The following is a 22229-nucleotide window of genomic DNA, read 5'->3' as shown; positions in this document are numbered from 1 at the left end:
GCCCTTTCTAGATGGCAGCGGGCTGCTGCTGGGTGATGCAGTGAATGCCCCCGCCGCGGGCGAAGAGTTCGCGGGCATCGATGCCCACCACCTTGCGCCCGGGATATGCATCCGCGAGGATGCGGAGTGCCTTCTCGTCGTTGGGGTCGGAGAACGTGCAGGCGATGACTCCACCGTTGACCACCACATGGTTGATGTAGCTGTAGTCCACGAAGCCCTCCGGATCCGTCAGGGCAACGGGCGCCGGGACTTCGATGACCGACCATTCCCGGCCTGCAGCATCCGTGGTGGAGGACAGGAAGCTGACGATTTCGCGGCTCACCTCGTAGTCCGGGTGGGCGGGGTTCTGCTGGGAATGGACCAGCAGGGTGCCCGGGGACGGGATGGCGGCAACGATATCGACGTGCCCGCGCGTTCCGAACCGCTGTGAGTCACGGGTGAGCCCGCGCGGCAGCCAGATCACCTTTTTGGCGCCGATGGTCCTGGCCAGTTCGGTCTCCACGTCGGCCTTGCTGAGTCCGGGATTGCGGCCCGGATCAAGCTGCACCGTTTCGGTGACAAGCACCGTGCCCTCGCCGTCCACCTGGATTCCGCCGCCTTCGTTGACCAGTTCGGACACGAGGTGCCGGGCGCTGGACCGGCCGGCCACCTCGGCGGCGATCAGGGAGTCCTTGTCCCAGCTGGCCCAGTCCTGGGCACCCCAGCCGTTGAAGACCCAGTCCACGGCGCCTAGGGCGCCGTTTCCGTCCAGGACAAACGTCGGGCCGATGTCGCGCATCCAGGCGTCGTTGAGTTCCGCCGTCAGCACCTCGACGGCGGGGGACAGATAGCGTGCGGCGGTCCCGACGTCGGACGGGTCCACCACCATGGTGACCGGTTCAAACTCGACGGCGGCGTTCGCGACGGCGGCCCAGACGGAACGGGCGGCGTGCGCCGCCCCAGCCGTGTCACCGAGGGTGTAGCCGCCGGTGGGAAAGGCCATCCAGAGCCGCTCCTGGCGGGCCGTCTCGGCCGGCATGCGCCACCTGCTCACGCGCTTACCCCGGTCTCTACAAGCGCGGCGGGAGTGCCGAACGGTTCCTCGGGGCGGACCGGTTCGGTGAGCCGGGCGTAGGTGTCGGGGCGCCGGGTAGTCAGGAACGGGAACAGCGTCAGCCAGTCTTTGCGCTGGTCCAGGTCGAGGTCGGCCACGAGGACCGCCGACTCGTCGCGGGGCGCCTGGACCAGGATGCGGCCGTAGGGGTCCGAGATGAAGGAGGAGCCGTAGAAGTTCAGGCTGCCCTCCTGGCCCCAGCGGTTCGGGACCACCATGAACAGGCCGTTGGCGATGCCGTTGCCCACGATGACCTGCTGCCAGAGCGGCTGGGTGTCAAAGTCCGGGAACAGCGGCTCGGAACCGATCGCCGTCGGGTACACCAGCAGCTCGGCGCCGCCGAGGGAGTACATGCGGGCCAGTTCGGGGAACCATTCGTCCCAGCAGGTGGGCATGCCCAGCCGGGCGCCGCGAAGTTCTGCCGGGGCATGGACCTGGTAGGCATCCTCTGCGGCGGGACCTTGGCGGAAGAACTTGTCCTCGTAGTAGCCGGCGGTCACCGGGATGTGCAGCTTGTGGGTGCGGGCCAGGAGTTCGCCGGTCGGGGACACGAGGATGGAGGTGTTCAGGCCCAGGCCGTCATCCGAGCCGTCCGGGTTGCCGGCGCGCTGGTAGAGCGAGGCGTGGACGGTGATGCCGTTCCGGCGGGCGGCCTCGGCGGCAAAGCGGAACGTGGGGCCGGTCAGCAGGTCCTCGGCGGCGTCGGAGGGGCGCGGCCGGTCCTGGCCCTGCCGTGCAAGGTCATTGTCCGGAACCTGGTCTGCGGGGTAGCGGGAGAGGGTGAGCTCGGGCAGGAACACCACGGTGGCGCCCAGCCGGGCGGCCCGGTCGATGCCGTCGTTGAGTTCCGCGCGGAGTGCGGCGGTGCTGCTGTGCCAGCGGTGCTGCACAACGCCAACCCTCAAGGCGGGACGGCCGGACGGCGCTGTCCGGGCGAGGGAAGCAGGCGCGTTGAGGCAGGTTATTTCGATCATGATGATGATTACTCCAGTGAGACGACGGTCACTAAATGAATGACGTTCATTTAGTATGCACGTGCAGCGCGGACGTGGCAAGGGTTATTTGAATGCCGATCATTTATGACCCGCGAAGTAGTAAGTAAGCTGATCGTGAAATTCGGGCACCGGCGCTCCCCGTCCCGGGGCGGCTGCGGTAGCGTCGAAACCACTGGACCAATCGAGGAGGATTCATGAAGGCTTCACCGACACTGACCAACAACATGCAGGCCGTCCTGACGGACCTGATCGAACTGCACATCCAGGGCAAGCAGGCGCACTGGAACATCGTTGGAACCAACTTCAGGGATCTGCACCTTCAGCTCGACGAGATCGTCGACGCCGCCCGGGCCTTTGCCGACGACATCGCGGAGCGCATGCGCGCCCTGCATGCCCTGCCGGACGGCCGCAGCGCCACCGTGGCGAAGTCGACCCACCTTCCCTCGTTCCCTGACGGGCTCATCAACACCAAGGATGCGATCGACCGCATTGTGGCAGCGCTCGAAGCGGCCGTAGGCACCATGCGCAAGGTCCATGACGAGGTGGATGAGGAAGACCCCACCACCGCAGACCTGCTGCACACCTTCATCGAAAAGCTTGAGCAGTACGCGTGGATGGTGGGCGCCGAGAATATGAAGGCGTCGGCCAGCGTCACGCACCCTGACACCAAGTAGCCGGCCGGCGGGAAAAACCGCGCCGACGGAAACGGGCAGCCCCGGAGAACTTTCTCCGGGGCTGCCCGTTTCTGTGCCGGCTACTGGGCATGCGGTGCGGGTTGCGTGCGCTGCCGGCTACTTCGCGCGCGGGATGCGGCGAAGTACGACGGCGGCGAGCACCGACGCTCCTGCCATCAGTACCAGCGCGATCGCCGCGGTGATGTGCACGCCGGAATCGAAGGCGGCCCGGGCGGCCGCCGTGAGCCCCTCGGCCAGCGGGGCCGGGAGTGACCCGGCGAGCTCCACGGCCCCCGCCAGGGTCTCCCTGGCCTGGTTCGCCGACCCTGCCGGGACCGTCTGGGCAACGGTCTCCGGCAGGGCGAGATGCTGCTGGTATGACGCGGTCAGGATGGACCCCAGGATGGCTGTCCCGAGGAGTGAGCCCACTTCGTAGCCGGTCTCCGAAATGGCCGCGGCTGCCCCGGATTTTTCCGCCGGCACGGCGCCGAGAATCAGATCGTTCGAGATAGTCTCGGCAGAACCCACACCCAGCGCCAGGATGAGGAGGGCGGCCAGCAGCGCGGTGGGCCCGGCGTCGTGATCCCCAAACGCCACGATGCAGTAGCCGGCGGCGCTCAGCGCCAGTCCCGCGGCCACCACAAAGCCCGGCCGGACCTTCCGGACCAGCGGAACCACGAGCAAACCCGCCACCACGGTGGCCGTCAGGGCCGGCAGCATGGCAGTGCCCGACTCCGACGGTGACATGCCTTCGAGCAACTGCAGGTGCTGGGCCAGAAACAGGATGAAGCCGTTGTAGGAGAACAGCGCCAGAATGTTTGCCGTGATCGCCGTGCTGAACACGCGGTTCCTGAACAGCGAGATGTCCAGCAGCGGCGACGCGAGGACCTGCTGGCGGCGGACAAACACGAGTCCCATGGCCAAGCCAAACGCCAGAACTCCGAACGACGTCACGCCGGGTCCATGGGTGGCCAGTTCCTTGATGCCGAAGACCACGGGCACCATGGCCAGCAGCGACAGCGCCACGCTCGCCAGATCCACGCGGCCGGGATTCGGATCCTTGGATTCCGGAATGAGGAAGCGGCCCAGGACCAGTGGCGGCAGCATGATGGGCACGGCCACGAGCAGGACGGCGCCCCACCCGAACTGCTGCACCAGCCAGCCGCCAAAGATCGGCCCCAGTGCTGCGCCGCCCGAGAACCCTGCGGCCCAGATGGCCACGGCCAGCCTCCGCCTGCCCGGCTCCCGGAAGATGTTGCGGATCAGTGACAGCGTGGATGGCATGAGCATGGCGCCGAAGAATCCGAGGGCCGCGCGGCCGGCAATGAGCCATTCGGCGCTCGGGGCGAAGGCCGACGCCGCGGAGACCGCCGCAAAGCCCGAAATTCCGACCAGCAGCAGCCGGCGGCGCCCGATCCTGTCGCCGAGGCTGCCCATGGCAACGAGGAGTCCGGCGAGGACCAGGGCGTAGGCATCCACCACCCACAAAAGCTGCACGCCCGAGGGCTCGAGGCTGCGGGCGATGGCGGGAAGCGCGAACGTCAGTGCAGTGTTGTCCACGGCCACGAGGAGGACCGGAAACATGAGCAGGGCCAGGGCGAACCAGTCGCGCACGCCGCCACCGCTGGCCTGGGGTGCGGAAGTGCGCGCCGGGCGAAGGGTTGAGTGCATGGTCATGAAATAACTATACCGTCCGGACGGTATAGTTATAACCCGCGGTGGGAAACGGGCATGATGGAAGCCATGCCCAGAAAACCGGTCGCCCGCGGCGCAGTGCTCGATGCGTTTGAATCCCTCCTGATCGAGGTGGGGGAGCGCGCCGCCACCCTTGACGCCGTGGCCGCCCGTGCCGGCGTGTCCAAGGGCGGGCTCCTGTACCACTTTCCGAACAAGGAAGCGCTGATCGGTGTCCTGCTGGACCGCCTGGACGAGTTCGCGGAAGCGGATGCCCAGGCCATGGCTGCGGCTCCCGAGGGCGCGGCCGCCTACTTCATCAAATCGTCCGTCTGGGCGGACACCCCGTTGGACCGTGCCATCGTGGCTGCGACGAGGCTTGCCGAGGTGGCACACGAGGAGACGCGGCGCCGGTTCGCCCACATCCAGCAGCGGTGGCTGGATGAGATCGCCCGCGACGTCGGCCCGGGCTTGGCCAAGGCGGTCCTGTACATGGGTGACGGGCTGTACTTCAACGCCATGCTGTCCGTCGGGCCGGCAGCGACGCCGTCCGAGGCGGCGGCCGACGTCGAAAGCCTCCTGGCCGCGCTTGACCGGCTCAGGGGGTAGGCCGGCCGCGGGGTGCTCCGCCGTCGGGGGTGTGCCAGCCCACGCTGCCACAGTTTGCAGACACGATCCCGGCGTAGGACAATAGCCTCTGTGACAGCTGTCACCGCTCAATTGAATAAGCCTTTGATCTGCGGCGGGAGAGTCCTGCAAGTAGGTACAAGCAGGCGCCGTAGGAGCAAAACCTCCCCAGGAATCTCTCAGGCCCATGTACCGCCGCGGCAAGGCAACTCTGGAAAGCAGCAGGCTGCCCGCTTGAAATGATCCGCCTTCACGCGGACGGTTCAGGGCATGCTGTGCTCACCGACGGTGCAAGCGGAACTGTGCGAAAGCGCAGCGACGCGGAAACTCTCAGGTCCAATACAGAGCGGGGAGGAACCCGAATCAATGTGGCGTACCCTGCGTCGCCTTAGTTATGGAGTTCCTTTTGACCGTTAATTCAGCCTCCTCGTCCTTCGTCGACCGGCATATCGGCGCCCGCCGCCAGGCCGACGTCGAAGCCATGCTCAAGGCCGTCGGCTACGACACCGTCGACGCGCTGGTTGATACGGCAGTGCCCAACGACATCCGCCAGGACTCCGCGCTGAAGCTCGCGCCGGCCCTGAGCGAAGTGGAAGCACTCGCAGAACTCCGGAAGCTCGCGGCCAAGAACAAGACCGCCGTCCAGATGATCGGCCAGGGCTACTACGACACCGTGACGCCCCCGGTGATCCGCCGCAACGTCCTTGAGGCACCCGCCTGGTACACCGCGTACACCCCCTACCAGCCGGAGATCTCCCAGGGCCGCCTTGAGGCCCTGCTGAACTTCCAGACCATGGTCCAGGACCTGGTGGGCCTGCCCATCGCCAACGCCTCGCTGCTGGATGAAGCGACCGCGGTGGCCGAGGCCGTGCTGCTGATGCGCAGGGCCAATAAGACCGCAGGTCAGAAAGCAGGCGCCCACGACGGCAAGACGGTCCTGGATGCGGACTGCCTGCCGCAGACCATTGCCATCGTCAAGGGCCGCGCCGAAGCCCTCGGCTTCGAGGTGGAGGTGGCGGACCTCTCGAAGGGACTGCCCGACGGCGACATCAACGGCGTTGTCCTCCAGCAGCCCGGTGTCTCCGGCCGCGTCTTTGACCACAGTGAGGTCATCGCCGCCGCCAAGGAGCGCGGCGCCCTGGTGACGGTGGCCGCTGACCTGTTGGCTCTGACCCTGATCACGCCTCCGGGCGAGCAGGGCGCGGACATCGCCGTCGGCTCCGCCCAGCGCCTGGGCGTTCCGCTGTTCTACGGCGGCCCGCACGCCGCCTACATGGCCGTGCAGAAGGGTCTTGAACGCTCCCTGCCCGGCCGCCTGGTGGGCGTCTCCAAGGACTCCGCCGGCGTTCCCGCGTACCGCCTCGCGCTGCAGACCCGCGAGCAGCACATCCGCCGCGAGAAGGCCACGTCCAACATCTGCACGGCGCAGGCGCTGCTGGCCATCGTTGCCTCCATGTACGCCGTCTACCACGGTCCCGAGGGCCTGAAGGCAATCGCCGAAACCGCCCACGGCCACGCGAAGACCCTGGCTGCATCGCTCAAGGCCGCCGGCCTGGACGTCCTGCACACCAGCTTCTTCGACACCGTGACGGTTTCCGTTCCGGGCAAGGCCGCCGGCATCATCGCCGCCGCCGAGCAGAAGGGCATCAACCTCCGCAGCATCGACGCCGACACCATTGGCATCTCCACCGATGAAACAACGACGCCGGCCATCGTGGCCAACCTTCTCGCCGCCTTCGGCGCCGGGGCAGTGGAGGCGACTGACGGTTTCGCCCTGGACGCCGCCGTCGAACGTTCCTCCGCGTACCTGCAGCACCCGGTGTTCAACACGCACCGCTCCGAAACCCAGCTGCTGCGCTACATCCGCAAGCTCTCCGACCGCGACCTGGCCCTGGACCGCACCATGATCCCGCTGGGCTCCTGCACCATGAAGCTGAACGCCACGGCCGAGATGGAAGCCATTTCCTGGCCTGAGTTCGCCTCGATCCACCCGTTCGCCCCGGATTCCCAGACCGAGGGATGGCGTGAACTGATCGCCGACCTCGAGGCGCAGCTGACCGAGATCACCGGCTACGACCAGGTGTCCATCCAGCCCAACGCCGGATCCCAGGGCGAGCTCGCCGGGCTCCTGGCCATCCGCGGCTATCACCTGTCCCGCGGCGACCAACAGCGCAATATCTGCCTGATCCCCGCCTCGGCGCACGGCACCAACGCCGCCTCGGCCGTCCTGGCCGGCATGAAAGTGGTCGTCGTGGCCACCGCCGCCGACGGCACCATCGACCACGCGGACCTGTACGCCAAGATCGAGGCGCACAAGGATGCGCTCTCCTGCATCATGATCACCTACCCGTCCACGCACGGCGTGTACGACGCCGACGTCCGTGAGGTCTGCGACGCCATCCATGCGGCCGGCGGCCAGGTGTACATCGACGGGGCCAACCTCAACGCGCTCGTCGGGCTCGCGCAGCCGGGCAAGTTCGGCGGCGACGTCTCGCACCTGAACCTGCACAAGACCTTCTGCATCCCGCACGGCGGCGGCGGACCCGGCGTCGGCCCGGTCGCGGCCAAGGCCCACCTGGCCCCCTTCATGCCGGGCAACGCTGCTGATCCGGCCAACGGCGCGGACGGCACCCCCATCTCGGCCTCCAAGTACGGCTCCGCCGGCGTGCTGCCCATCTCCTGGGCGTACGTGAAGCTCATGGGCGGCAGCGGCCTGACCGAGGCCACCAAGTCCGCGCTGCTCGCTGCGAACTACGTTGCCGCCAGCCTCAACGATTTCTTCCCCGTGCTCTACACGGGCGAAGGCGGCCTCGTGGCACATGAGTGCATCCTGGACCTGCGCGAGCTCACGGCCCGGACCGGCGTCACCGCCGAGGACGTGGCCAAGCGCCTGATCGACTACGGCTTCCACGCACCCACGCTGGCGTTCCCGGTGGCCGGTACCCTGATGGTCGAACCCACCGAGTCCGAGGACCTGGGCGAGATCGACCGGTTCATCAAGGCCATGATCGCCATCCGCGGCGAGATCGACCAGGTCGCCAGCGGCGACTTCACCGTGGAGAACAGCCCGCTGCGCAACGCACCGCACACCGCTGCGGCTGCGATCAGCTCCGACTGGGACCGCGCCTACCCGCGGGAGCAGGCCGTCTTCCCCGTGCCCACGCTCAAGCAGGACAAGTACTTCCCGCCGGTGGGCCGCATCGACGGCGCAGCAGGCGACCGCAACCTGGTCTGCTCCTGCCCGCCGATCGAAGCCTTCGAGAACTAGATTCGTCCGGTGGTTGAGCCTCTCGAAACCCGGGTGTTGAGCGTGTCGAAACCCCGGGCCCATAGGCTCGACCACCGCCCCACCTAAAGGACCCCTCAATGACTGAGAACTACACTGCCCTTTACGAGGAGCACAAGAAGCTGGGCGCCTCGTTCACCGACTTCGGCGGCTGGCAGATGCCGCTCAAGTACGGCTCTGAACTCGCCGAGCACCACGCCGTCCGCAACTCGGCCGGCATCTTCGACCTCTCACACATGGGCGAAGTCTGGGTCACCGGCCCGGACGCCGCCGCGTTCCTCGACTACGCCCTCGCCGGCAAGATCTCCGCCATGGCCGTCGGCAAGGCCAAGTACTCCCTGATCTGCAACGAGGACGGCGGCATCATCGACGACCTCATCGTGTACCGCCGGCCGGTGGACGCCGAGGGCCACGACCGGTTCCTGGTTGTGCCCAACGCCGGCAACGCTAAAGTGGTGGCCGAGGCTCTCGCCCAGCGGGCTGGATCTGCCCGGGAAGGCGGGTTCGAGGTTGCCGTCGACGACGTTTCCGCCGCCACATCACTGATCGCCGTCCAGGGTCCGAAGGCCGAAGGCATCCTGCTCCGCCTGGTCCCGGCAGAACAGCACGAGCTGGTGACCGGACTCAAGTACTACGCCGCCGTCGAGGTTTCCTTCCTGGTGGGCGGCGCCAGCCGGACCCTGCTCCTGGCCCGCACCGGGTACACCGGTGAAGACGGCTTCGAGATTTTCGTGGAGAACGACGACGCCGCCGCACTTTGGCAGTCGATCGTCGCCATCGCGGACGAGGGGGAGCTGACGCCGTCCGGTCTCGCCTCCCGCGATTCGCTCCGCCTCGAGGCCGGCATGCCGCTGTACGGCAACGAGCTCTCCCTCGAGGGCGATCCGTTCGCCGCCGGCCTCGGCCCCGTCGTCGCGCTGTCCAAGGAAGGCGACTTCGTGGGCAAGGCCGCGCTGGCAGCCAAGAAGGAAGCCGGCGCCGGTTCCACCTCGGGCCGCAAGCTCGTGGGTCTCAAGGGCCTGGGCCGCCGCGCCGGCCGTGGGCACTACCCGGTGCTCAAGGACGGCAACGTCGTCGGTGAAGTCACGTCCGGCCAGCCCAGCCCGACCCTCGGCTACCCGGTTGCCATGGCCTACGTCGACGTCGCCTACGCCGAACCCGGCACGGCACTGGACATCGACCTGCGCGGCAAGGCGGAGCCGTTCGAAGTCGTCGCACTGCCTTTCTACAAGCGCTCCAAGTAGCCCGCTGGTAGAGCCTGTCGAAACCGGCGGCGAAACCGTTCCCGGCTCCGGGGCCGGCTGGCCCCAGTTTTCACGCGTGCTGCTCCTTCGTCGCTTTGACGCACGCTTTCGAAAACCGCGGCCAGCCACCCCTCGAGGGCCGCTCACCTTTGGCCGGTAGTCAGGGCACAACCGTCCTCCGGACCAGCGCCTTCGAAAGCCAAAGGTGCTGGGGGAGGGGCCGCGAACCGCTGGTTGAGCCTGTCGAAACCGAGCTCCTCAGGATCATTGCTTTGGAACGCCGAAGGTGCTGGAGAGGAGCCGCCTACCCGTGGTGGGCTCCTCAGAGACGCGGAAGCCACGGTTGCTGCCCGGAGAACTCTTGGCCCCGAAAACTGAACCGAGTAGCGGCGGGTGAGGGGATTCCGGAAGCGTGCGTCTAAGGGAGCGTCGCGTCCGCTCAGCGGGCGCCTTCGCGACCGAGCACGCGGAGGATTTCCCTCACTCTCCACCCAACGCACTCCCCGCTGTACGGAAACATACGATTTCGAAAGTTAGGAAAAACAAATGGCAAAAGTTGCCGCTGAACTGCAGTACTCCGACGAACACGAGTGGGTCTCCCGCGAGGACGGGAACGTTGTGTCGATTGGCATCTCCGCCGTGGCCACCGACGCCCTCGGCGACATTGTCTACGTGGACCTGCCTGAAGTCGGCTCGGCCGTGACCGCGGGGGAGACCTGCGGCGAGGTGGAGTCCACCAAGTCCGTCTCGGACCTGTACTCCCCGGTGACGGGTGAGGTTACGGAGATCAACCCGGTTGTCGTCGAGGACCCGGCTCTGATCAACAATGATCCGTACGGCGCCGGCTGGCTGTTCAAGGTGGCCGCTGATTCCGAGGGTCCGCTGCTGTCGGCCGAGGAATACGCTTCGAAGAACGGCGGCGAGCTGTGAGCGCGGCGGGTGCCGCAGGCACCGAGACCGTGGCTTTCGAGCAGGTCGTATCCCCGAGCCTGAATGCGGAACTCGCGGAGCTGGACCCGGAGATCGCGGCCAAGATCGACGACGAGCTTGGCCGCCAGCGCTCGGGCCTGGAGATGATCGCGTCGGAGAACCACACCGCCGCGGCCGTGATGCAGGCACAGGGGTCGGTGCTGACCAACAAGTACGCCGAGGGCTACCCGGGCAAGCGTTACTATGGCGGCTGCGAGCACGTTGACGTGATCGAGCAGCTTGCCATCGACCGGGTGAAGGCCCTGTTTGGTGCAGGGTTCGCGAACGTGCAGCCGCACTCCGGCGCGCAGGCCAACGCCTCGGTGATGCACGCGCTGATCAAGCCAGGGGACACCATCATGGGCCTGAACCTGGCCCACGGCGGCCACCTGACCCACGGCATGCGGATCAACTTCTCCGGCCGCCTTTACAACGTGATCCCATACCAGGTCCGCGAAGAGGACCACCGGATCGACATGGCCGAGGTGGAGCGCCTGGCCCAGGAACACAAGCCGCAGCTGATCGTCGCCGGCTGGTCCGCCTACGCCCGGCAGCTGGACTTCGCCGAGTTCCGCCGGATCGCCGACTCCGTGGGTGCCTACCTGATGGTGGACATGGCGCACTTCGCCGGGCTGGTTGCCGCCGGACTGCACCCGTCACCGGTCCCGCACGCGCACGTCACGACGTCGACGACGCACAAGACCCTCGCCGGTCCGCGCGGCGGCATCATCCTGACCAACGACGCCGACATCGCCAAGAAGATCAACAGCGCCGTGTTCCCGGGCCAGCAAGGCGGACCGTTGGAGCACATCATCGCCGGCAAGGCAGTGGCGTTCAAGATCGCCGCGTCCCCGGAGTTCAAGGAGCGCCAGGAGCGTGTCCTTACCGGTGCCCGGATCCTGGCTGATCGCCTGGTCCAGCCGGATGTCACCGCCAAGGGGATTAACGTGATCTCCGGCGGCACCGACGTTCACCTGGTGCTGGTGGACCTGCGCAACTGCGAACTCGATGGCCAGCAGGCCGAGGACCGACTCGCGGAGATTGACATCACCGTCAACCGCAACGCCGTCCCGTTCGACCCGCGCCCGCCGATGGTTACCTCCGGCCTCCGGATCGGCACCCCGGCTCTCGCGACGCGTGGCTTCGGTGAAGCCGCCTTCGCCGAGGTCGCGGACATCATTGCGGAGGCCCTGATTGCCGACGCCGGCGCGGACCTTTCGGGCCTGCGTCACCGTGTGGAGGCACTCGCCGAAGCCCACCCGCTCTACCCGTCAGTACAAGACCTCGCCGCGGCAAAAACCGCGTAGCGTGGATTAAATGGAGCACGACGGCGGGCGGCCGCCACAAGCCGCCGACCGCCGTCGAGTCTCCCGGCGGCAGGACCGTCAACCGCGGCTCTGCAGCCTACCGGCAGGACCATCTGCTGGATCACAGCATTAGTTAGGAACCGACCATGGCCGTTGGCGTCTTCGACCTCTTCTCTATCGGAATAGGCCCATCCAGTTCCCACACGGTGGGTCCCATGCGGGCTGCCGCGGTATTCGCCGAGGAGCTTAAGGCGTCCGGCAAGTTGCAGGACGTGGCGTCGCTGCGGGTGGACCTGTACGGCTCGCTCGCGGCGACCGGGCACGGGCACGGAACCATGACGGCGATTCTGCTCGGCCTGGAGGGCTTCCATCCCGAGCTGATTCTTCCCGGTGAGGTCGAGGAACGGCTGGCGTCGATCGACGCGACCGGAACCCTGCAGCTGGCCGGGTCCGTCGCCCTGCCCTACGGGGTGAAGGATATGGTCCTGCGGCCGCTGACCGTGCTGCCGAGGCACACCAACGGCATGACGTTCGCCGTGTCCGACGCCGAGGGGACCGTGCTTCACGAGGCGACGTTCTTCTCCGTGGGCGGCGGCTTCATTGTCCGCGAGGGCGAGGAGGACGCGGCCCAGCAGGAGCTCGATGAGTCCAAGAAGGAGCTGCCGCTGCCGTTCCGGACCGCCGCGGAACTGCTGGAGCACTGCGGCGCCCAGGGCCTGTCCATCGGTGAGGTCATGCTGGTCAACGAGCGCGCCTCCCGTTCGGAAGAGGAGATCCGGGAGGGCCTGCTGCACATCTATTCGGTGATGGAGGGCTGCGTGGCAGTCAGCCTGAAGCGTGAGGGGCTGCTGCCCGGCGGGCTCAAGGTCCGCCGTCGTGCGCCGGACTGGCACGAACGGCTGCTGAAGGAGAGCCGGGACCATGATCCCGACTACCGGGACCCGAAGTACTGGCAGGAGTGGGTGAACCTGATTGCCCTGGCAGTCAACGAGGAGAACGCGTCCGGCGGGCGGGTGGTGACGGCGCCGACGAACGGCGCGGCCGGCATCATCCCGGCCGTTCTCTACTACGCGCTGCACTTCGCGCCCGGGATGGACCAGGCGACCCAGGAGGACCGCGACGACGTGGTGGTGCGTTTCCTGCTGACGGCCGGTGCCGTCGGGGTGCTTTATAAGGAGCAGGCGTCCATTTCCGGTGCGGAGGTGGGCTGCCAGGGTGAGGTGGGCTCGGCGTCGTCGATGGCGGCTGCCGGGCTTGCCGAGGTCATGGGCGGCACGCCGGCGCAGGTGGAGAACGCCGCTGAGATCGCCATGGAACACAACCTGGGCCTGACGTGTGACCCGATCGGCGGGCTGGTCCAGGTGCCCTGCATTGAGCGGAATGCGATCGCTGCCGCGAAGGCCATCAACGCGGCCAAGATGGCGTTGTGGGGCGACGGCTCGCACCGGGTCTCGCTGGACGAGGTCATCGTGACCATGCGCGAGACCGGCAAGGACATGAGCTCGAAGTACAAGGAAACCGCGATGGGCGGCCTCGCCGTCAACGTCGTCGAGTGCTGACCTAGTTGTTGAGGGCCGCCCAGAGGTTGAGGCTCGCCGCGAAGATGATCCACGACAGGTACGGCAGCATCAGCAAACCGGCGGCGCGTCGGATCGGCCCGAACATGAGTACGGTGGCGGCGACGGCCAGCGCCAGCACAAAGATGATGCCCAGCGCCAGCCAGAGCGCGGCCGAACCCCAGACCGGATACAGCCCGAAGAACACGGGCGTCCACGCCAGGTTCAGGGCAAGCTGCACGCCGTAGACGGTGAGCGCAGCCCGGCGGTTCGGGCTGCGGCTCCGCCAAACGAGCCAGGCCGCCACCGCCATGGCCGTGTACAGCACGGTCCAGACCGGCCCGAACACCCAGTTGGGCGGAGACCACGGCGCCTTGTCAGCCGCCGCGTACCAGCCGGTGACGTTGCTGATGGTCGCCTGCGAACCCAGCCAGGCCACCAGGGCGGAGGCTGCCAGGAATGCCACGAGTACGGCCAGTTCGACGGTGGTGCTCCGCGGCTTGGGGTGCCGGCCATCACCTCTGGTGCCGGCGCCTCTTCCGGCTCCTGCGGCCGGCACGCGCTCGCTGCTGTCCATTGCTCTACAGTTGCCAAGGGCGCAGCCAGAGTCAAGGCGGTTATCTCACCGCGCCGGCCGGCGTCACCGCGGCGGGCGGCCAGATTGTCAGGCGGGCATGCCACCATGGGAACCATGGGCGAAGGCTACGATCCCGGCTTCCTGCGTGAGGCCCTTGACCTGCCGGGCCCGGACGCGTCCACGGTCCTCCTCGACTACACCCACTTCTCGGTGCGGCTGTTGCCGGCACGCAGGCTCGCAGCCGTGACCGGCGTCAACATCAACGGACAGGCACTGGTGCCGCTTGGGCGCGAGGGAACCTGGCACTACGACCCCCGGGTGCCGCGGGGGCTCCAGGCCGGACCGGAAGTTTACCAGCACAACGACCTCGACCGGGGCCACCTTGTCCGCCGCCTGGACCCCGTCTGGGGTGATGACAGCACCGCACAGACCGCAAACCAGGACACCTTCACCTACCCGAATGCGGCGCCGCAGGCAGCTGCCTTCAACCAGGGCAAGGAACTCTGGGCTGGCCTGGAGGACCACGTGCTCAACCATGCCGGCCAGTACGACGCCAGGATCAGCGTCTTCACCGGACCCGTCCTGGACCCCGGCGACCTCCCCTACCGGGGCATCCAGATACCCCGCAAATTCTGGAAGATCGCGGCCTGGACCATGGATGGGCGGCTGGCCGCGGCCGGTTTCCTGCTGGACCAATCCCCGCTCCTCGGCCCGGAGGAACTGGCCCGGGCCGTCAGGGAACGCCTGCTGGCGGACGAGCCACCGCCGCTGGGGCCCTACCGCGCCTTCCAGGTCCCCATCCCGCACATTGCTGACCTGACCGGGATGGTGCTGACACGCCTGGCCGGCGCCGACCGGTTCACGGCCGGCACCCCGGAAGGCGGGCCGGGCCCGGCAGCGATAGCGCTGACGGACCTTCGGCAGGTGCGGCTCTGACCAGGATCACGTGCCCGCCGCACGCGGTCCGGGAGGCCGGACGGATAGACTTGAGGCTGCTTCTCCGGCATCTGCACGAAACGTAAGCGAAGATTGGACACGGCACACTTGCGAGAATTCACTGCCCGCTTTGCCACCTCCGAAGAGGTTGCCAACTGGGACTCCCACGTCACCGCGAATCCGAACGGCGGAAACCTGCTGCAGTCGGAGGCCTTCGCCGAGGTCAAGCAGCACTTCGGCTGGAAGACCCTGCACCTCGTCTACGAAACAGCCGACTACACGAGCTACAACCTGGTACTGGAAAAGAGCTTCCCGGTGCTGGGCAAGCTCTGGTACCTCATCAAGGGGCCGGACGTTGCCGGCGTCGAGGACATCCCGGGGATTGCCGCGGCAAACGCAGAGTTCGTCAAGCGCGCACGGCTGGGCGTCTTCGCCATCAAGATCGAGCCGGACATCATCCTTAGCGACGCCGCCCGCCGGGTCATCGAGGGGGCGGGGCTGGTCAAGACGCACAATCTGCAGCCCAACGACTCGACCGCACTGCTGGATATTTCGCCCGAGGAGAACCAGCTGCTCCGCAACCTTCACTCACGGGGACGGAACGCCGTCCGCCGCGCCATCCGTGAGGGCGTCGAAGTGCACAACGTTGACCCCAGCGAGGAAAACTTCAAGTCTATGTACGCCCTGATGACCGACACTGTCCAGGCGAAGTCGCAGGTCCGGGTCCGCGAGTACGGGTACTACCGCCAGTTCTGGACGAACTTCATCAAGCGCGGCCAGGGCAGGCTCATGTTTGTGTACGAAAACGGCGTTCCCTCGGTGGGCGCGTTCGTCATCAACTACGGCCGCAAGGGCACCTACAAGGACGGCGGGTCCCTGCAGAAACGCAACCAGTACGGTGATTCGCACCTGGTGCAGTGGACTGCGATCAACCAGCTCAAGGAGCTGGGCTGCACCGAATACGACTTCTGCGGAACGCCGCCCAGCGACAAGCTCAAGGACACGTCGAATCCCTTCCACGGGCTGGGGCTTTTCAAGACCAGTTTCAGCAAGACAGTCACTGATTTCGTCGGCTGCTATGACCAGGTCATCAGCCCGTTGAAGTACAAGGCGTGGATTGTTGCGGGCGAACGCGTCGCCCGGCAGCTGTACACGCGGCGCACCGGGCAGCAGTTTTACTGAGGCATGAACGGCTGAGGCACTGAACGGCTAAGGCACTGAACGGAGGGAGCCCCGATGACTAAAGAACCCCGCGGCGCCAACCGGCCGCCCACGGACGGGCTGCCCAAGACGGAGCCGCTCACCGCCTCTCAGCTGCACCAGAACGCGGCCGCCAAGCGCATGCTGCGCCGTTTGGTGCAGGGGGAAAATCCGCCGACGGCGCCGCTGAGCATCGTGGACCGGCTCGCCGGGAGCCCCTACGCCAATCCCATGATTCAGGTGAGCGGGATCGATGAGTCTGCCCGCAAGACGATGGACTTTGCGCTGCATCTTGCCGAGTCCATGTTCCGCTACGGTGCCGGCGCCCTTGAGGTGGAAACAAGCATCATTGCCGTGACGGCTGCGCTGGGGCTGAAAAACATCGAGGTGGACATCACCAACCAGTCCGTGGGCATCAACTATGCAGCCAAGGACCAGACACCCATCACCCTTCTGCGGGTGGTCCGTTCCTGGACGAACAACTATGCGGGGCTTGCCCAGGTGCACCAGCTGGTCACCGATATCGTGGCCGGAGGCGTCGGCCGCGATGAGGCCGTCCGCCGGCTCGACGAGATCGTCCGCCGCCCCAAGCCGTTCCCGCGCTGGATGGTGACAGTGGCGTTCGCGGTGTTCGCGGCCGTGTTCGTGGCCGTCATTGGCGGCGGTCCGGGCGCCTCGGCCGTCGCGTTCGGCTCCAACCTGCTCATCAGCCTGGTGGCCCGGAAGCTGGGCCGCTGGCGGACTCCTGACTTCTTCATCACGGCGGCCTGTTCCTTTGTGGTGACGGTCATCGCGCTGCTCCTGTGGAGGTTCGGCAGTCCCGTGGGGATCCGGTTGGCCCCCGCCATTGTGGTGGTGGGCGGAATCCTGTTGCTGCTGCCCACCGGGCGGCTCGTGTCCTCGGTCCAGGATGCCATCAACGGCTTTCCCGTCACGGCGGCCGGACGGTTCCTGTCCACCCTGCTGACGTTCGGGGCCGTCGTCGCCGGGATCGCCGTCGCGTTTGTGGTGGGGGACAGGATCGGCATGGAGCCGATCGACGTCACGGAGACCTTCCCGCCGGCCTATCCGCTGTGGGTGCAGGTGATCCTGGTTGCCGTCGCTGTCGTGGCGATCGGCGTTACGGAACAGACCGACTGGAAGCTGCTGCTTCCGACGGCGGCCGTTGGTGTGGTGGGGCACCTGGCCCTCATCGGCGGCGAGGCGATCGGCATTGGGCCGCGGTTCTCGCCGGCGCTCGCCGCTGTGGTGATCGGCCTGCTGGCCCGCGTGGTGGCATTGAAGATGGGCGCCCCGCAGCTGGTGGTCGCCGTGCCGGCCGGTCTGATTCTCCTGCCCGGACTCACCATTTTCCGGTCGATGTACGTCCTGACCATCGAGGAGTCCGAGATCCTGCTCGGGGCGGGCGGGATGCTCAGCGCCGGGGCGATCGTGTTTGGCGTAGCGGGCGGCATTGTTCTTGGTGACACGCTGGCACGGCCGCTCACGCGGAGCCTCGCCAGCAATGAGCGGCGGCGGTCCCGCCGCCGCTAGGGCCCGTTAGATCCTGCGGGGTTAAACCTCGCCTATCGGGAGTTTCTTCTCGGCCTGGAAGACGTCCTCGACGCGGCCCTTGGCCCAGTAGCCGGAGAGCGAAACCTGGCTGCGGTCCAGGCCGTGCTCGCGGAACAGCACGTCCCGCAGGCCCTTCATGTAGCCGCGCTCACCGTGCGCAAAAACGTTCACGCGGCCCTCGGGCCAGGCGGCGTTGCGCACTGCCTCCACGAGCAGGTCGCTCTCGCCGGCGGGAACGTCCGCGCGCCGCAGCCAGACCAGCTCGAGCCCGGCCGGCGCAGCAATTTCCTGGACGTCGGCCTCCGTCCCTACTTCGATGAACGCCAGGCCGCGGGCGTCCGCGGGAAGGGCCTCGATGACGGCGGCCACTGCCGGCAACGCGGCCTCGTCCCCGGCCAGCAGGTACCAGTCAGCGGCCGGATCCGGGTTGTAGCCTCCTCCGGGTCCGGTGAAGATGAGGCTGTCGCCCGTTTCGGCCGCAGCAGCCCAGGGGCCGGCGAGGCCCTCGTCCCCGTGGACCACGAAATCAATGGCCAGTTCGCCGGCGGCCGTGTCCACCCACCGGACAGTGTAGGTCCGGGTGTGCGGCCACTGCTCCCGGGGCATGGTTTCCCGGATGGACCAAAGGTCCAGTGGCTGGGGGTAGTCCACCCCGGGCTGGGGAAAGACGATCTTGACGTACCGGTCCACGAAATCGTTGTTGACGTAATCAGCGAACCCCGGGCCGCCGGCGACGATCCGCACCATGTGCGCGGAAAGCTGCTCCCGGCGAAGGACGGTCAGGGTGACCTGCGGCCGGGATTTTTTCGTGGCGGAGGTAGTGGCCGGAAGGGAAGTCATGCAGGTAAGCCTAGCCTAAGTACCGTGGCGGGACGGCCGGGAGTTCCCAGTTGACAGGCTCTGCGCCCTGCTCCGTCAGCAGCGCGTTGGCGCGGCTGAACGGCCTGGAGCCGAAGAATCCCCGCGAGGCGGAGAGCGGGCTGGGGTGGGCGCTGGCCACCACAGGTGTGCCGCCCAGCAGGGGGCGGACGCTCTCGGCGTCCTTCCCCCAGAGCACAGCGACGAGCGGCGCTGCGGTTCCCTCCGCTGTCCGGCGGCCGGCGACGGCGGCCACAGCCGCCGTCGTGATCGTTTCCCAGCCTTTGCCTCGGTGGGACCCGGCAGCACCCTCACGCACGCTCAGCACCCGGTTGAGCAACAAAACGCCCTGGTCCGCCCACGCACCGAGGTCACCATGGATCCGCGGCGGGAGGCCCAGATCCGATGCGAGCTCCTTGTAGATGTTGGCCAGGCTGCGCGGGATGGGGCGGGTGGCGCCGTCCACGGAAAAGGCGAGGCCCACAGCATGTCCGGGAGTCGGGTAGGGATCCTGGCCCACGATCAGGACCCGTACGCCGTTCAACGGCTGCCGGAAGGCCCGGAGGACGTTCGACGCCGAGGGCAGCACCCGCTGCCCCGCCGCCTCCTCGCCGGCGAGGAAGGACAGCACAGACCGCAGCTCCGCCTCCACTCCCGCCAGCGCATCCGCCCAGTCGGGTGCCATCAACTCGCCGAGGGGGAGCCCGGCCAGCTCCGCAAAGTCCGGGCCAGCTGCCATTGCGGGCTCGAGGTCGAAGAGCGGTTCAGGTTCCGTCACGGTGTCCATTCTCCCGCACGGCTGTCCCTGGCCCGCTGCAGCCGTCGGTGAATCGGCGGCGGGTGCCGCCGCGCCTCAAATGACAAGGCTGTTATTCCTCCGTAACATAGGGGAGGTACTTTGACCGGATTCAGCTAAGGAGAGCGCAGTGGCCGAGCCGTTGCAGGACCACCTCGCGGAGCGGGATTCAGGGCGGGATTCAGGGCGCGATTCATCGCTTGAACGCGGGCTGCGGGGCGGCTCGCTGCTGGACGACTTCACGCCCAGGGATTCGCCACTGAGCGAGCGGGAGCAGCAGATTCTCGCCCTGGAACGGCAATGGTGGAAGTACGCCGGCGCCAAGGAACAGGCCATCCGCGAGCTCTTTGACCTGTCCGCGACGCACTACTACCAGATCCTTAATGCCCTCATTGATACAGAGCACGCGCTGGCCCACGACCCCATGCTCGTGAAGAGATTGCGTAGACTACGTACGTCACGTCAGCGGGCCCGCACTGCCCGCCGCCTTGGATCTGACGCGTAACTGCCAGTGCCGGACTGCCGGCGAAACCAACGAGGACGCCTGTTTACCATGACTAATTTTGCCCGGGACGAATTCGACAGGGTGCCTGAGGTCTCCTCCCGGCAGGGCGTACACCGCGCTGTCTCCGCGCCGTCGCGCCCGAAGTTGTGGCCGATCCTTTCCGTGGGAATCGGGGCACTCGCCGTCGGACTGGTTGCTTTTTTCCTGCTGCCCCAGCTGGGTTTCCAGCCCGCCATCGCGCCGCGGCCGGCCGCGGCGGCAGGCACTTCCACGGCCTCGGCCAGCCCCACGGCGACGCCTTCTGCAAGTGCGACGCCCAGCGCCTCGGCCTCAGCCTCAGCCTCAGCGTCGGCGTCCGCCTCCGACCCGGCTTCGCCCTCTGCGCTGGAGCCCGCCACCTCGGAAACCATTGCCCCTGCAGCGGTGGACAAGTCGCAGCCGGTCGCCATTTTCAATGGAACGCTGACTTCCGGACTCGCCGGACGTGTAGGTGCCACAGTCAAGTCCGACGGCTGGGTGCTCGGTGAGGTGGCCAACTGGCAGGGTGCTCCCCAGCAACAGTCGGTGATCTTCTACTCGGACGCTGCCCACAGGGCCAACGCCGAGGCGCTCGCTGCCTTGCTGAACATCCCCACACTGGTGGAGAGTGCGGACTTCCCGACGCCCGTTGCGGTGGTGCTGGGCCCCGGCTACGAGTAGCTATTCCGGTTACGCCTAAATAACTATTGCCTCCGCTGCCGTCGGCCGGCCTGCGTCTGCAAGGGCCTGACTGGATAGAGTGATGACAGGCTTCAAGGCGTAATTTACGGCACACACCGACGTGGGCCTTACGGGAGCAACCTGAAAGTGTGGGGATCATGGCATTGGGAACCGTGAAGTGGTTCAACGCGGAAAAGGGCTACGGCTTCATCACCGTTGACGATTCGGGCGACGACGTCTTTGTGCACTGGTCGGCCATCCAGACTGACGGGTACCGGGCGCTGGATGAGGGCCAGCGCGTGGAGCTTGAAGTGGGCGAAGGCGAAAAAGGCCCGCAGGCAGAAAAGGTCCGGCCCGTCTAGTGGCACGACGCATGGGATTCCGGGGTTCCGCCGTCTGGGGCGCCGCCGTCGTGATGACGCTGGGTGCCTGCTCCGGATCCGGGGACAACGCCCGGACGGCTCCGGTTGAAGCCAGCGGCGACGGGACCCTGCGGATCGGGCTGATCCTCGACAACACCGGACCCCAGACCTTCCTGAACGCCGCACAACTGGCCGCGGCCAAGCTCGCCGTCCAGCAGATCAACGCGGCGGGCGGGCACAAGGGCCGGCCCGTGGAGCTGCTGCCCGAAACCACCGGCAGCGACACCGCCGCGCAGGCCCGGAAGCTAGCCGACGCCAAGGCGGACGTCGTGATCGGTCCCACCGATTCCAGCCGGGCGCCGGCCGCCATCGACGTGCTGTCCAAAGCCAGGATCACGCTCATCTCTCCCGCCAACACGGCACCCGAACTTAGCGGCTACAAGAGCGGCGGCTACTACTTCCGCACGACGGCGGCTGACATCGCACAGGCTCCCGTCCTGGTGAAACTCGCCAAGGACGGCGGCGCCAAGAGCCTCGCGGTGGTCTACGAGGACGGCAGCTACGGCCAGGCCATCTCTGCAGCAGTGTCCGCTTCCGCCAAGGCCGGCGGGCTGGACCCGGTCACCGTCTCCGGCTTCAAGGCGGGCGAGGCGAAGAAGTCCGCGGCCACTGCCCGCGACGCGGCGCCGGACGCCGTCGTCGTCATTGCCCGGGACGGTGCGCAGGGCGCCATCGCCGAGCTCACCAACGCCGGGCTGCCGGGCAATAAACTCATCCTGGGCGACGGCGCCTTCAGGCAGTACGGGTCCGCTCTCGGTTCGAAGTCGCTGGAGGGGGCGCGCGTCCTGGTGCCCGGGGTCTTCCCCTCGGCGCATTTCCAGGCTGAACTCGTGGCCATCGATGCGGGGCTCAAGGACACGACGTTCGCGGCCGAGGCCTTTGATGCCGTGAACCTCGCGGCCCTGGCCGCCGCTGCGGCAGAGGACGACGCCGGTGCCTCCATCGCCGGTACGCTCATCTCCGTTTCCGGCGGCACTTCCGGCAGCCGGGCGTCCGCCTCGCCGTCCGGCCAGCGGGCCGTCTGCTCGACGTACAAGGACTGCCTGGCCGCCATCCGGGACGGAAAGGCCATTGACTACGACGGCGAGTCAGGGCCAATCCGCTTCGATGCGAACGGAGACGTCACTGCCGCGAAGTACATGGTGTTCACCTACGGAGCCGACAACAAGGCCAAGCTCACGGGCAGCGAGGCCGCCGGCAGGGCTGCCGGCTGATCGCTGGCAGCGAATACTCCGCCCGTTCGCAGGATAAACAGAC

Annotated in this window: 20 protein-coding genes and 1 riboswitch; of the genes, 14 read left to right on the top strand and 6 right to left on the bottom strand. The window is 67.3% G+C overall.

The genetic code is table 11. The features are described 5' to 3' along the window. Positions 1–7: 7 nt before the first annotated feature. Both AC57BR_RS02900 and AC57BR_RS02895 read right to left on the bottom strand, forming a co-directional pair. On the bottom strand, positions 8–1033 hold the full coding sequence (locus AC57BR_RS02900) for an agmatine deiminase family protein (protein ID WP_496358256.1): 1026 nt from the start codon (positions 1031–1033) through the stop codon (positions 8–10). After that, positions 1030–2067 carry a nitrilase-related carbon-nitrogen hydrolase gene (locus AC57BR_RS02895; protein ID WP_496358255.1) on the bottom strand — a complete coding sequence of 346 codons (1038 nt, stop codon included), beginning with the start codon at positions 2065–2067 and terminating at the stop codon, positions 1030–1032. Before AC57BR_RS02895 ends, AC57BR_RS02900 begins: the two co-directional genes overlap by 4 nt. A 215-nt stretch (positions 2068–2282) precedes the next feature. Here AC57BR_RS02895 and AC57BR_RS02890 point away from each other — a divergent pair, with 215 nt between their 5' ends. Next, positions 2283–2762 carry a Dps family protein gene (locus AC57BR_RS02890; protein ID WP_496358254.1) on the top strand — a complete coding sequence of 160 codons (480 nt, stop codon included), beginning with the start codon at positions 2283–2285 and terminating at the stop codon, positions 2760–2762. Between the two features lie 117 nt (positions 2763–2879). On the opposite strand, the gene AC57BR_RS02885 is transcribed toward AC57BR_RS02890, so the two are convergent. Next, positions 2880–4439: an MFS transporter gene (locus AC57BR_RS02885; protein ID WP_496358253.1), complete on the bottom strand. Its 1560-nt coding sequence runs from the start codon at positions 4437–4439 to the stop codon at positions 2880–2882. Between the two features lie 66 nt (positions 4440–4505). Here AC57BR_RS02885 and AC57BR_RS02880 point away from each other — a divergent pair, with 66 nt between their 5' ends. The 6 genes from AC57BR_RS02880 (at position 4506) to AC57BR_RS02855 (ending at position 13428) form a co-directional block, all read left to right on the top strand. Then, positions 4506–5045 carry a TetR/AcrR family transcriptional regulator gene (locus AC57BR_RS02880; RefSeq protein WP_496358252.1) on the top strand — a complete coding sequence of 180 codons (540 nt, stop codon included), beginning with the start codon at positions 4506–4508 and terminating at the stop codon, positions 5043–5045. Between the two features lie 124 nt (positions 5046–5169). Further along, positions 5170–5268, top strand: a riboswitch (glycine riboswitch). Positions 5269–5457: 189 nt separating this feature from the next. Continuing rightward, complete coding sequence (gene gcvP, locus AC57BR_RS02875; protein WP_496358251.1) at positions 5458–8331, top strand: aminomethyl-transferring glycine dehydrogenase; 2874 nt, start codon at positions 5458–5460, stop codon at positions 8329–8331. A 98-nt stretch (positions 8332–8429) separates the two neighbouring features. After that, a complete protein-coding gene (gene gcvT / locus AC57BR_RS02870) occupies positions 8430–9593 on the top strand; it encodes a glycine cleavage system aminomethyltransferase GcvT (RefSeq protein ID WP_496358250.1) in 1164 nt (387 codons plus the stop codon). 546 nt (positions 9594–10139) lie between these two features. Then, positions 10140–10523 (top strand): glycine cleavage system protein GcvH, encoded by a 384-nt coding sequence (gcvH, locus tag AC57BR_RS02865; RefSeq protein ID WP_476908271.1) that lies wholly within the window; start codon positions 10140–10142, stop codon positions 10521–10523. After that, a complete protein-coding gene (gene glyA / locus AC57BR_RS02860; protein ID WP_496358249.1) occupies positions 10520–11869 on the top strand; it encodes a serine hydroxymethyltransferase in 1350 nt (449 codons plus the stop codon). Before gcvH ends, glyA begins: the two co-directional genes overlap by 4 nt. Positions 11870–12015: 146 nt before the next feature. After that, the gene (locus AC57BR_RS02855) at positions 12016–13428 is read left to right on the top strand and encodes an L-serine ammonia-lyase (protein ID WP_496358248.1); all 1413 of its coding nucleotides are present in this window, start codon (positions 12016–12018) and stop codon (positions 13426–13428) included. Between the two features lies 1 nt (position 13429). Here the strand turns inward: AC57BR_RS02855 and AC57BR_RS02850 are convergent, their stop codons facing one another. After that, positions 13430–14002 (bottom strand): TspO/MBR family protein, encoded by a 573-nt coding sequence (locus tag AC57BR_RS02850; protein ID WP_496358247.1) that lies wholly within the window; start codon positions 14000–14002, stop codon positions 13430–13432. Positions 14003–14116: 114 nt separating this feature from the next. Here AC57BR_RS02850 and AC57BR_RS02845 point away from each other — a divergent pair, with 114 nt between their 5' ends. The 3 genes from AC57BR_RS02845 (at position 14117) to AC57BR_RS02835 (ending at position 17671) form a co-directional block, all read left to right on the top strand. Further along, positions 14117–14938, top strand: a complete 822-nt coding sequence (locus AC57BR_RS02845; RefSeq protein ID WP_496358288.1) for a DNA/RNA non-specific endonuclease — start codon at positions 14117–14119, stop codon at positions 14936–14938. A 108-nt stretch (positions 14939–15046) separates the two neighbouring features. Continuing rightward, on the top strand, positions 15047–16120 hold the full coding sequence (locus tag AC57BR_RS02840; protein WP_496358246.1) for a lipid II:glycine glycyltransferase FemX: 1074 nt from the start codon (positions 15047–15049) through the stop codon (positions 16118–16120). A 54-nt stretch (positions 16121–16174) separates the two neighbouring features. Next, a complete protein-coding gene (locus tag AC57BR_RS02835; RefSeq protein WP_496358245.1) occupies positions 16175–17671 on the top strand; it encodes a threonine/serine exporter family protein in 1497 nt (498 codons plus the stop codon). A gap of 21 nt (positions 17672–17692) precedes the next feature. Here the strand turns inward: AC57BR_RS02835 and AC57BR_RS02830 are convergent, their stop codons facing one another. Beyond that, on the bottom strand, positions 17693–18532 hold the full coding sequence (locus tag AC57BR_RS02830) for a siderophore-interacting protein (RefSeq protein WP_496358244.1): 840 nt from the start codon (positions 18530–18532) through the stop codon (positions 17693–17695). Between the two features lie 10 nt (positions 18533–18542). Next, complete coding sequence (locus tag AC57BR_RS02825; RefSeq protein WP_496358243.1) at positions 18543–19337, bottom strand: uracil-DNA glycosylase; 795 nt, start codon at positions 19335–19337, stop codon at positions 18543–18545. A 139-nt stretch (positions 19338–19476) separates the two neighbouring features. Between AC57BR_RS02825 and AC57BR_RS02820 the strand changes: the two genes are divergently transcribed. From AC57BR_RS02820 to AC57BR_RS02805, 4 genes are all read left to right on the top strand, one after another. Then, a complete protein-coding gene (locus AC57BR_RS02820; protein ID WP_496358242.1) occupies positions 19477–19851 on the top strand; it encodes a DUF3263 domain-containing protein in 375 nt (124 codons plus the stop codon). Positions 19852–19899: 48 nt separating this feature from the next. After that, the gene (locus AC57BR_RS02815) at positions 19900–20550 is read left to right on the top strand and encodes a LytR C-terminal domain-containing protein (RefSeq protein ID WP_496358241.1); all 651 of its coding nucleotides are present in this window, start codon (positions 19900–19902) and stop codon (positions 20548–20550) included. A gap of 158 nt (positions 20551–20708) precedes the next feature. Next, on the top strand, positions 20709–20912 hold the full coding sequence (locus tag AC57BR_RS02810) for a cold-shock protein (protein ID WP_496358240.1): 204 nt from the start codon (positions 20709–20711) through the stop codon (positions 20910–20912). Continuing rightward, positions 20912–22186 carry an ABC transporter substrate-binding protein gene (locus AC57BR_RS02805; RefSeq protein WP_496358239.1) on the top strand — a complete coding sequence of 425 codons (1275 nt, stop codon included), beginning with the start codon at positions 20912–20914 and terminating at the stop codon, positions 22184–22186. Before AC57BR_RS02810 ends, AC57BR_RS02805 begins: the two co-directional genes overlap by 1 nt. The last annotated feature ends 43 nt before the right edge of the window (positions 22187–22229 follow it).

This window comes from Arthrobacter sp. BGA-UO-ETr-C19 (assembly GCF_059568005.1).
Note: the sequence above shows the minus strand (reverse complement) of the source record. Positions and strands in the feature narration are given on the sequence as shown.

What these genes read in the sequence shown, in the direction of transcription:
- AC57BR_RS02895 (WP_496358255.1), bottom strand. Translation starts at nt 2,067, where the DNA reads ATGATCGAAATAACCTGCCTCAACGCGCCTGCTTCCCTCGCCCGGACA.
- AC57BR_RS02890 (WP_496358254.1), top strand. Translation starts at nt 2,283, where the DNA reads ATGAAGGCTTCACCGACACTGACCAACAACATGCAGGCCGTCCTGACG.
- AC57BR_RS02885 (WP_496358253.1), bottom strand. Translation starts at nt 4,439, where the DNA reads ATGACCATGCACTCAACCCTTCGCCCGGCGCGCACTTCCGCACCCCAG.
- AC57BR_RS02880 (WP_496358252.1), top strand. Translation starts at nt 4,506, where the DNA reads ATGCCCAGAAAACCGGTCGCCCGCGGCGCAGTGCTCGATGCGTTTGAA.
- gcvP (WP_496358251.1), top strand. Translation starts at nt 5,458, where the DNA reads ATGGAGTTCCTTTTGACCGTTAATTCAGCCTCCTCGTCCTTCGTCGAC.
- gcvT (WP_496358250.1), top strand. Translation starts at nt 8,430, where the DNA reads ATGACTGAGAACTACACTGCCCTTTACGAGGAGCACAAGAAGCTGGGC.
- gcvH (WP_476908271.1), top strand. Translation starts at nt 10,140, where the DNA reads ATGGCAAAAGTTGCCGCTGAACTGCAGTACTCCGACGAACACGAGTGG.
- AC57BR_RS02855 (WP_496358248.1), top strand. Translation starts at nt 12,016, where the DNA reads ATGGCCGTTGGCGTCTTCGACCTCTTCTCTATCGGAATAGGCCCATCC.
- AC57BR_RS02850 (WP_496358247.1), bottom strand. Translation starts at nt 14,002, where the DNA reads ATGGACAGCAGCGAGCGCGTGCCGGCCGCAGGAGCCGGAAGAGGCGCC.
- AC57BR_RS02845 (WP_496358288.1), top strand. Translation starts at nt 14,117, where the DNA reads ATGGGCGAAGGCTACGATCCCGGCTTCCTGCGTGAGGCCCTTGACCTG.
- AC57BR_RS02835 (WP_496358245.1), top strand. Translation starts at nt 16,175, where the DNA reads ATGACTAAAGAACCCCGCGGCGCCAACCGGCCGCCCACGGACGGGCTG.
- AC57BR_RS02830 (WP_496358244.1), bottom strand. Translation starts at nt 18,532, where the DNA reads ATGACTTCCCTTCCGGCCACTACCTCCGCCACGAAAAAATCCCGGCCG.
- AC57BR_RS02825 (WP_496358243.1), bottom strand. Translation starts at nt 19,337, where the DNA reads ATGGACACCGTGACGGAACCTGAACCGCTCTTCGACCTCGAGCCCGCA.
- AC57BR_RS02815 (WP_496358241.1), top strand. Translation starts at nt 19,900, where the DNA reads ATGACTAATTTTGCCCGGGACGAATTCGACAGGGTGCCTGAGGTCTCC.
- AC57BR_RS02810 (WP_496358240.1), top strand. Translation starts at nt 20,709, where the DNA reads ATGGCATTGGGAACCGTGAAGTGGTTCAACGCGGAAAAGGGCTACGGC.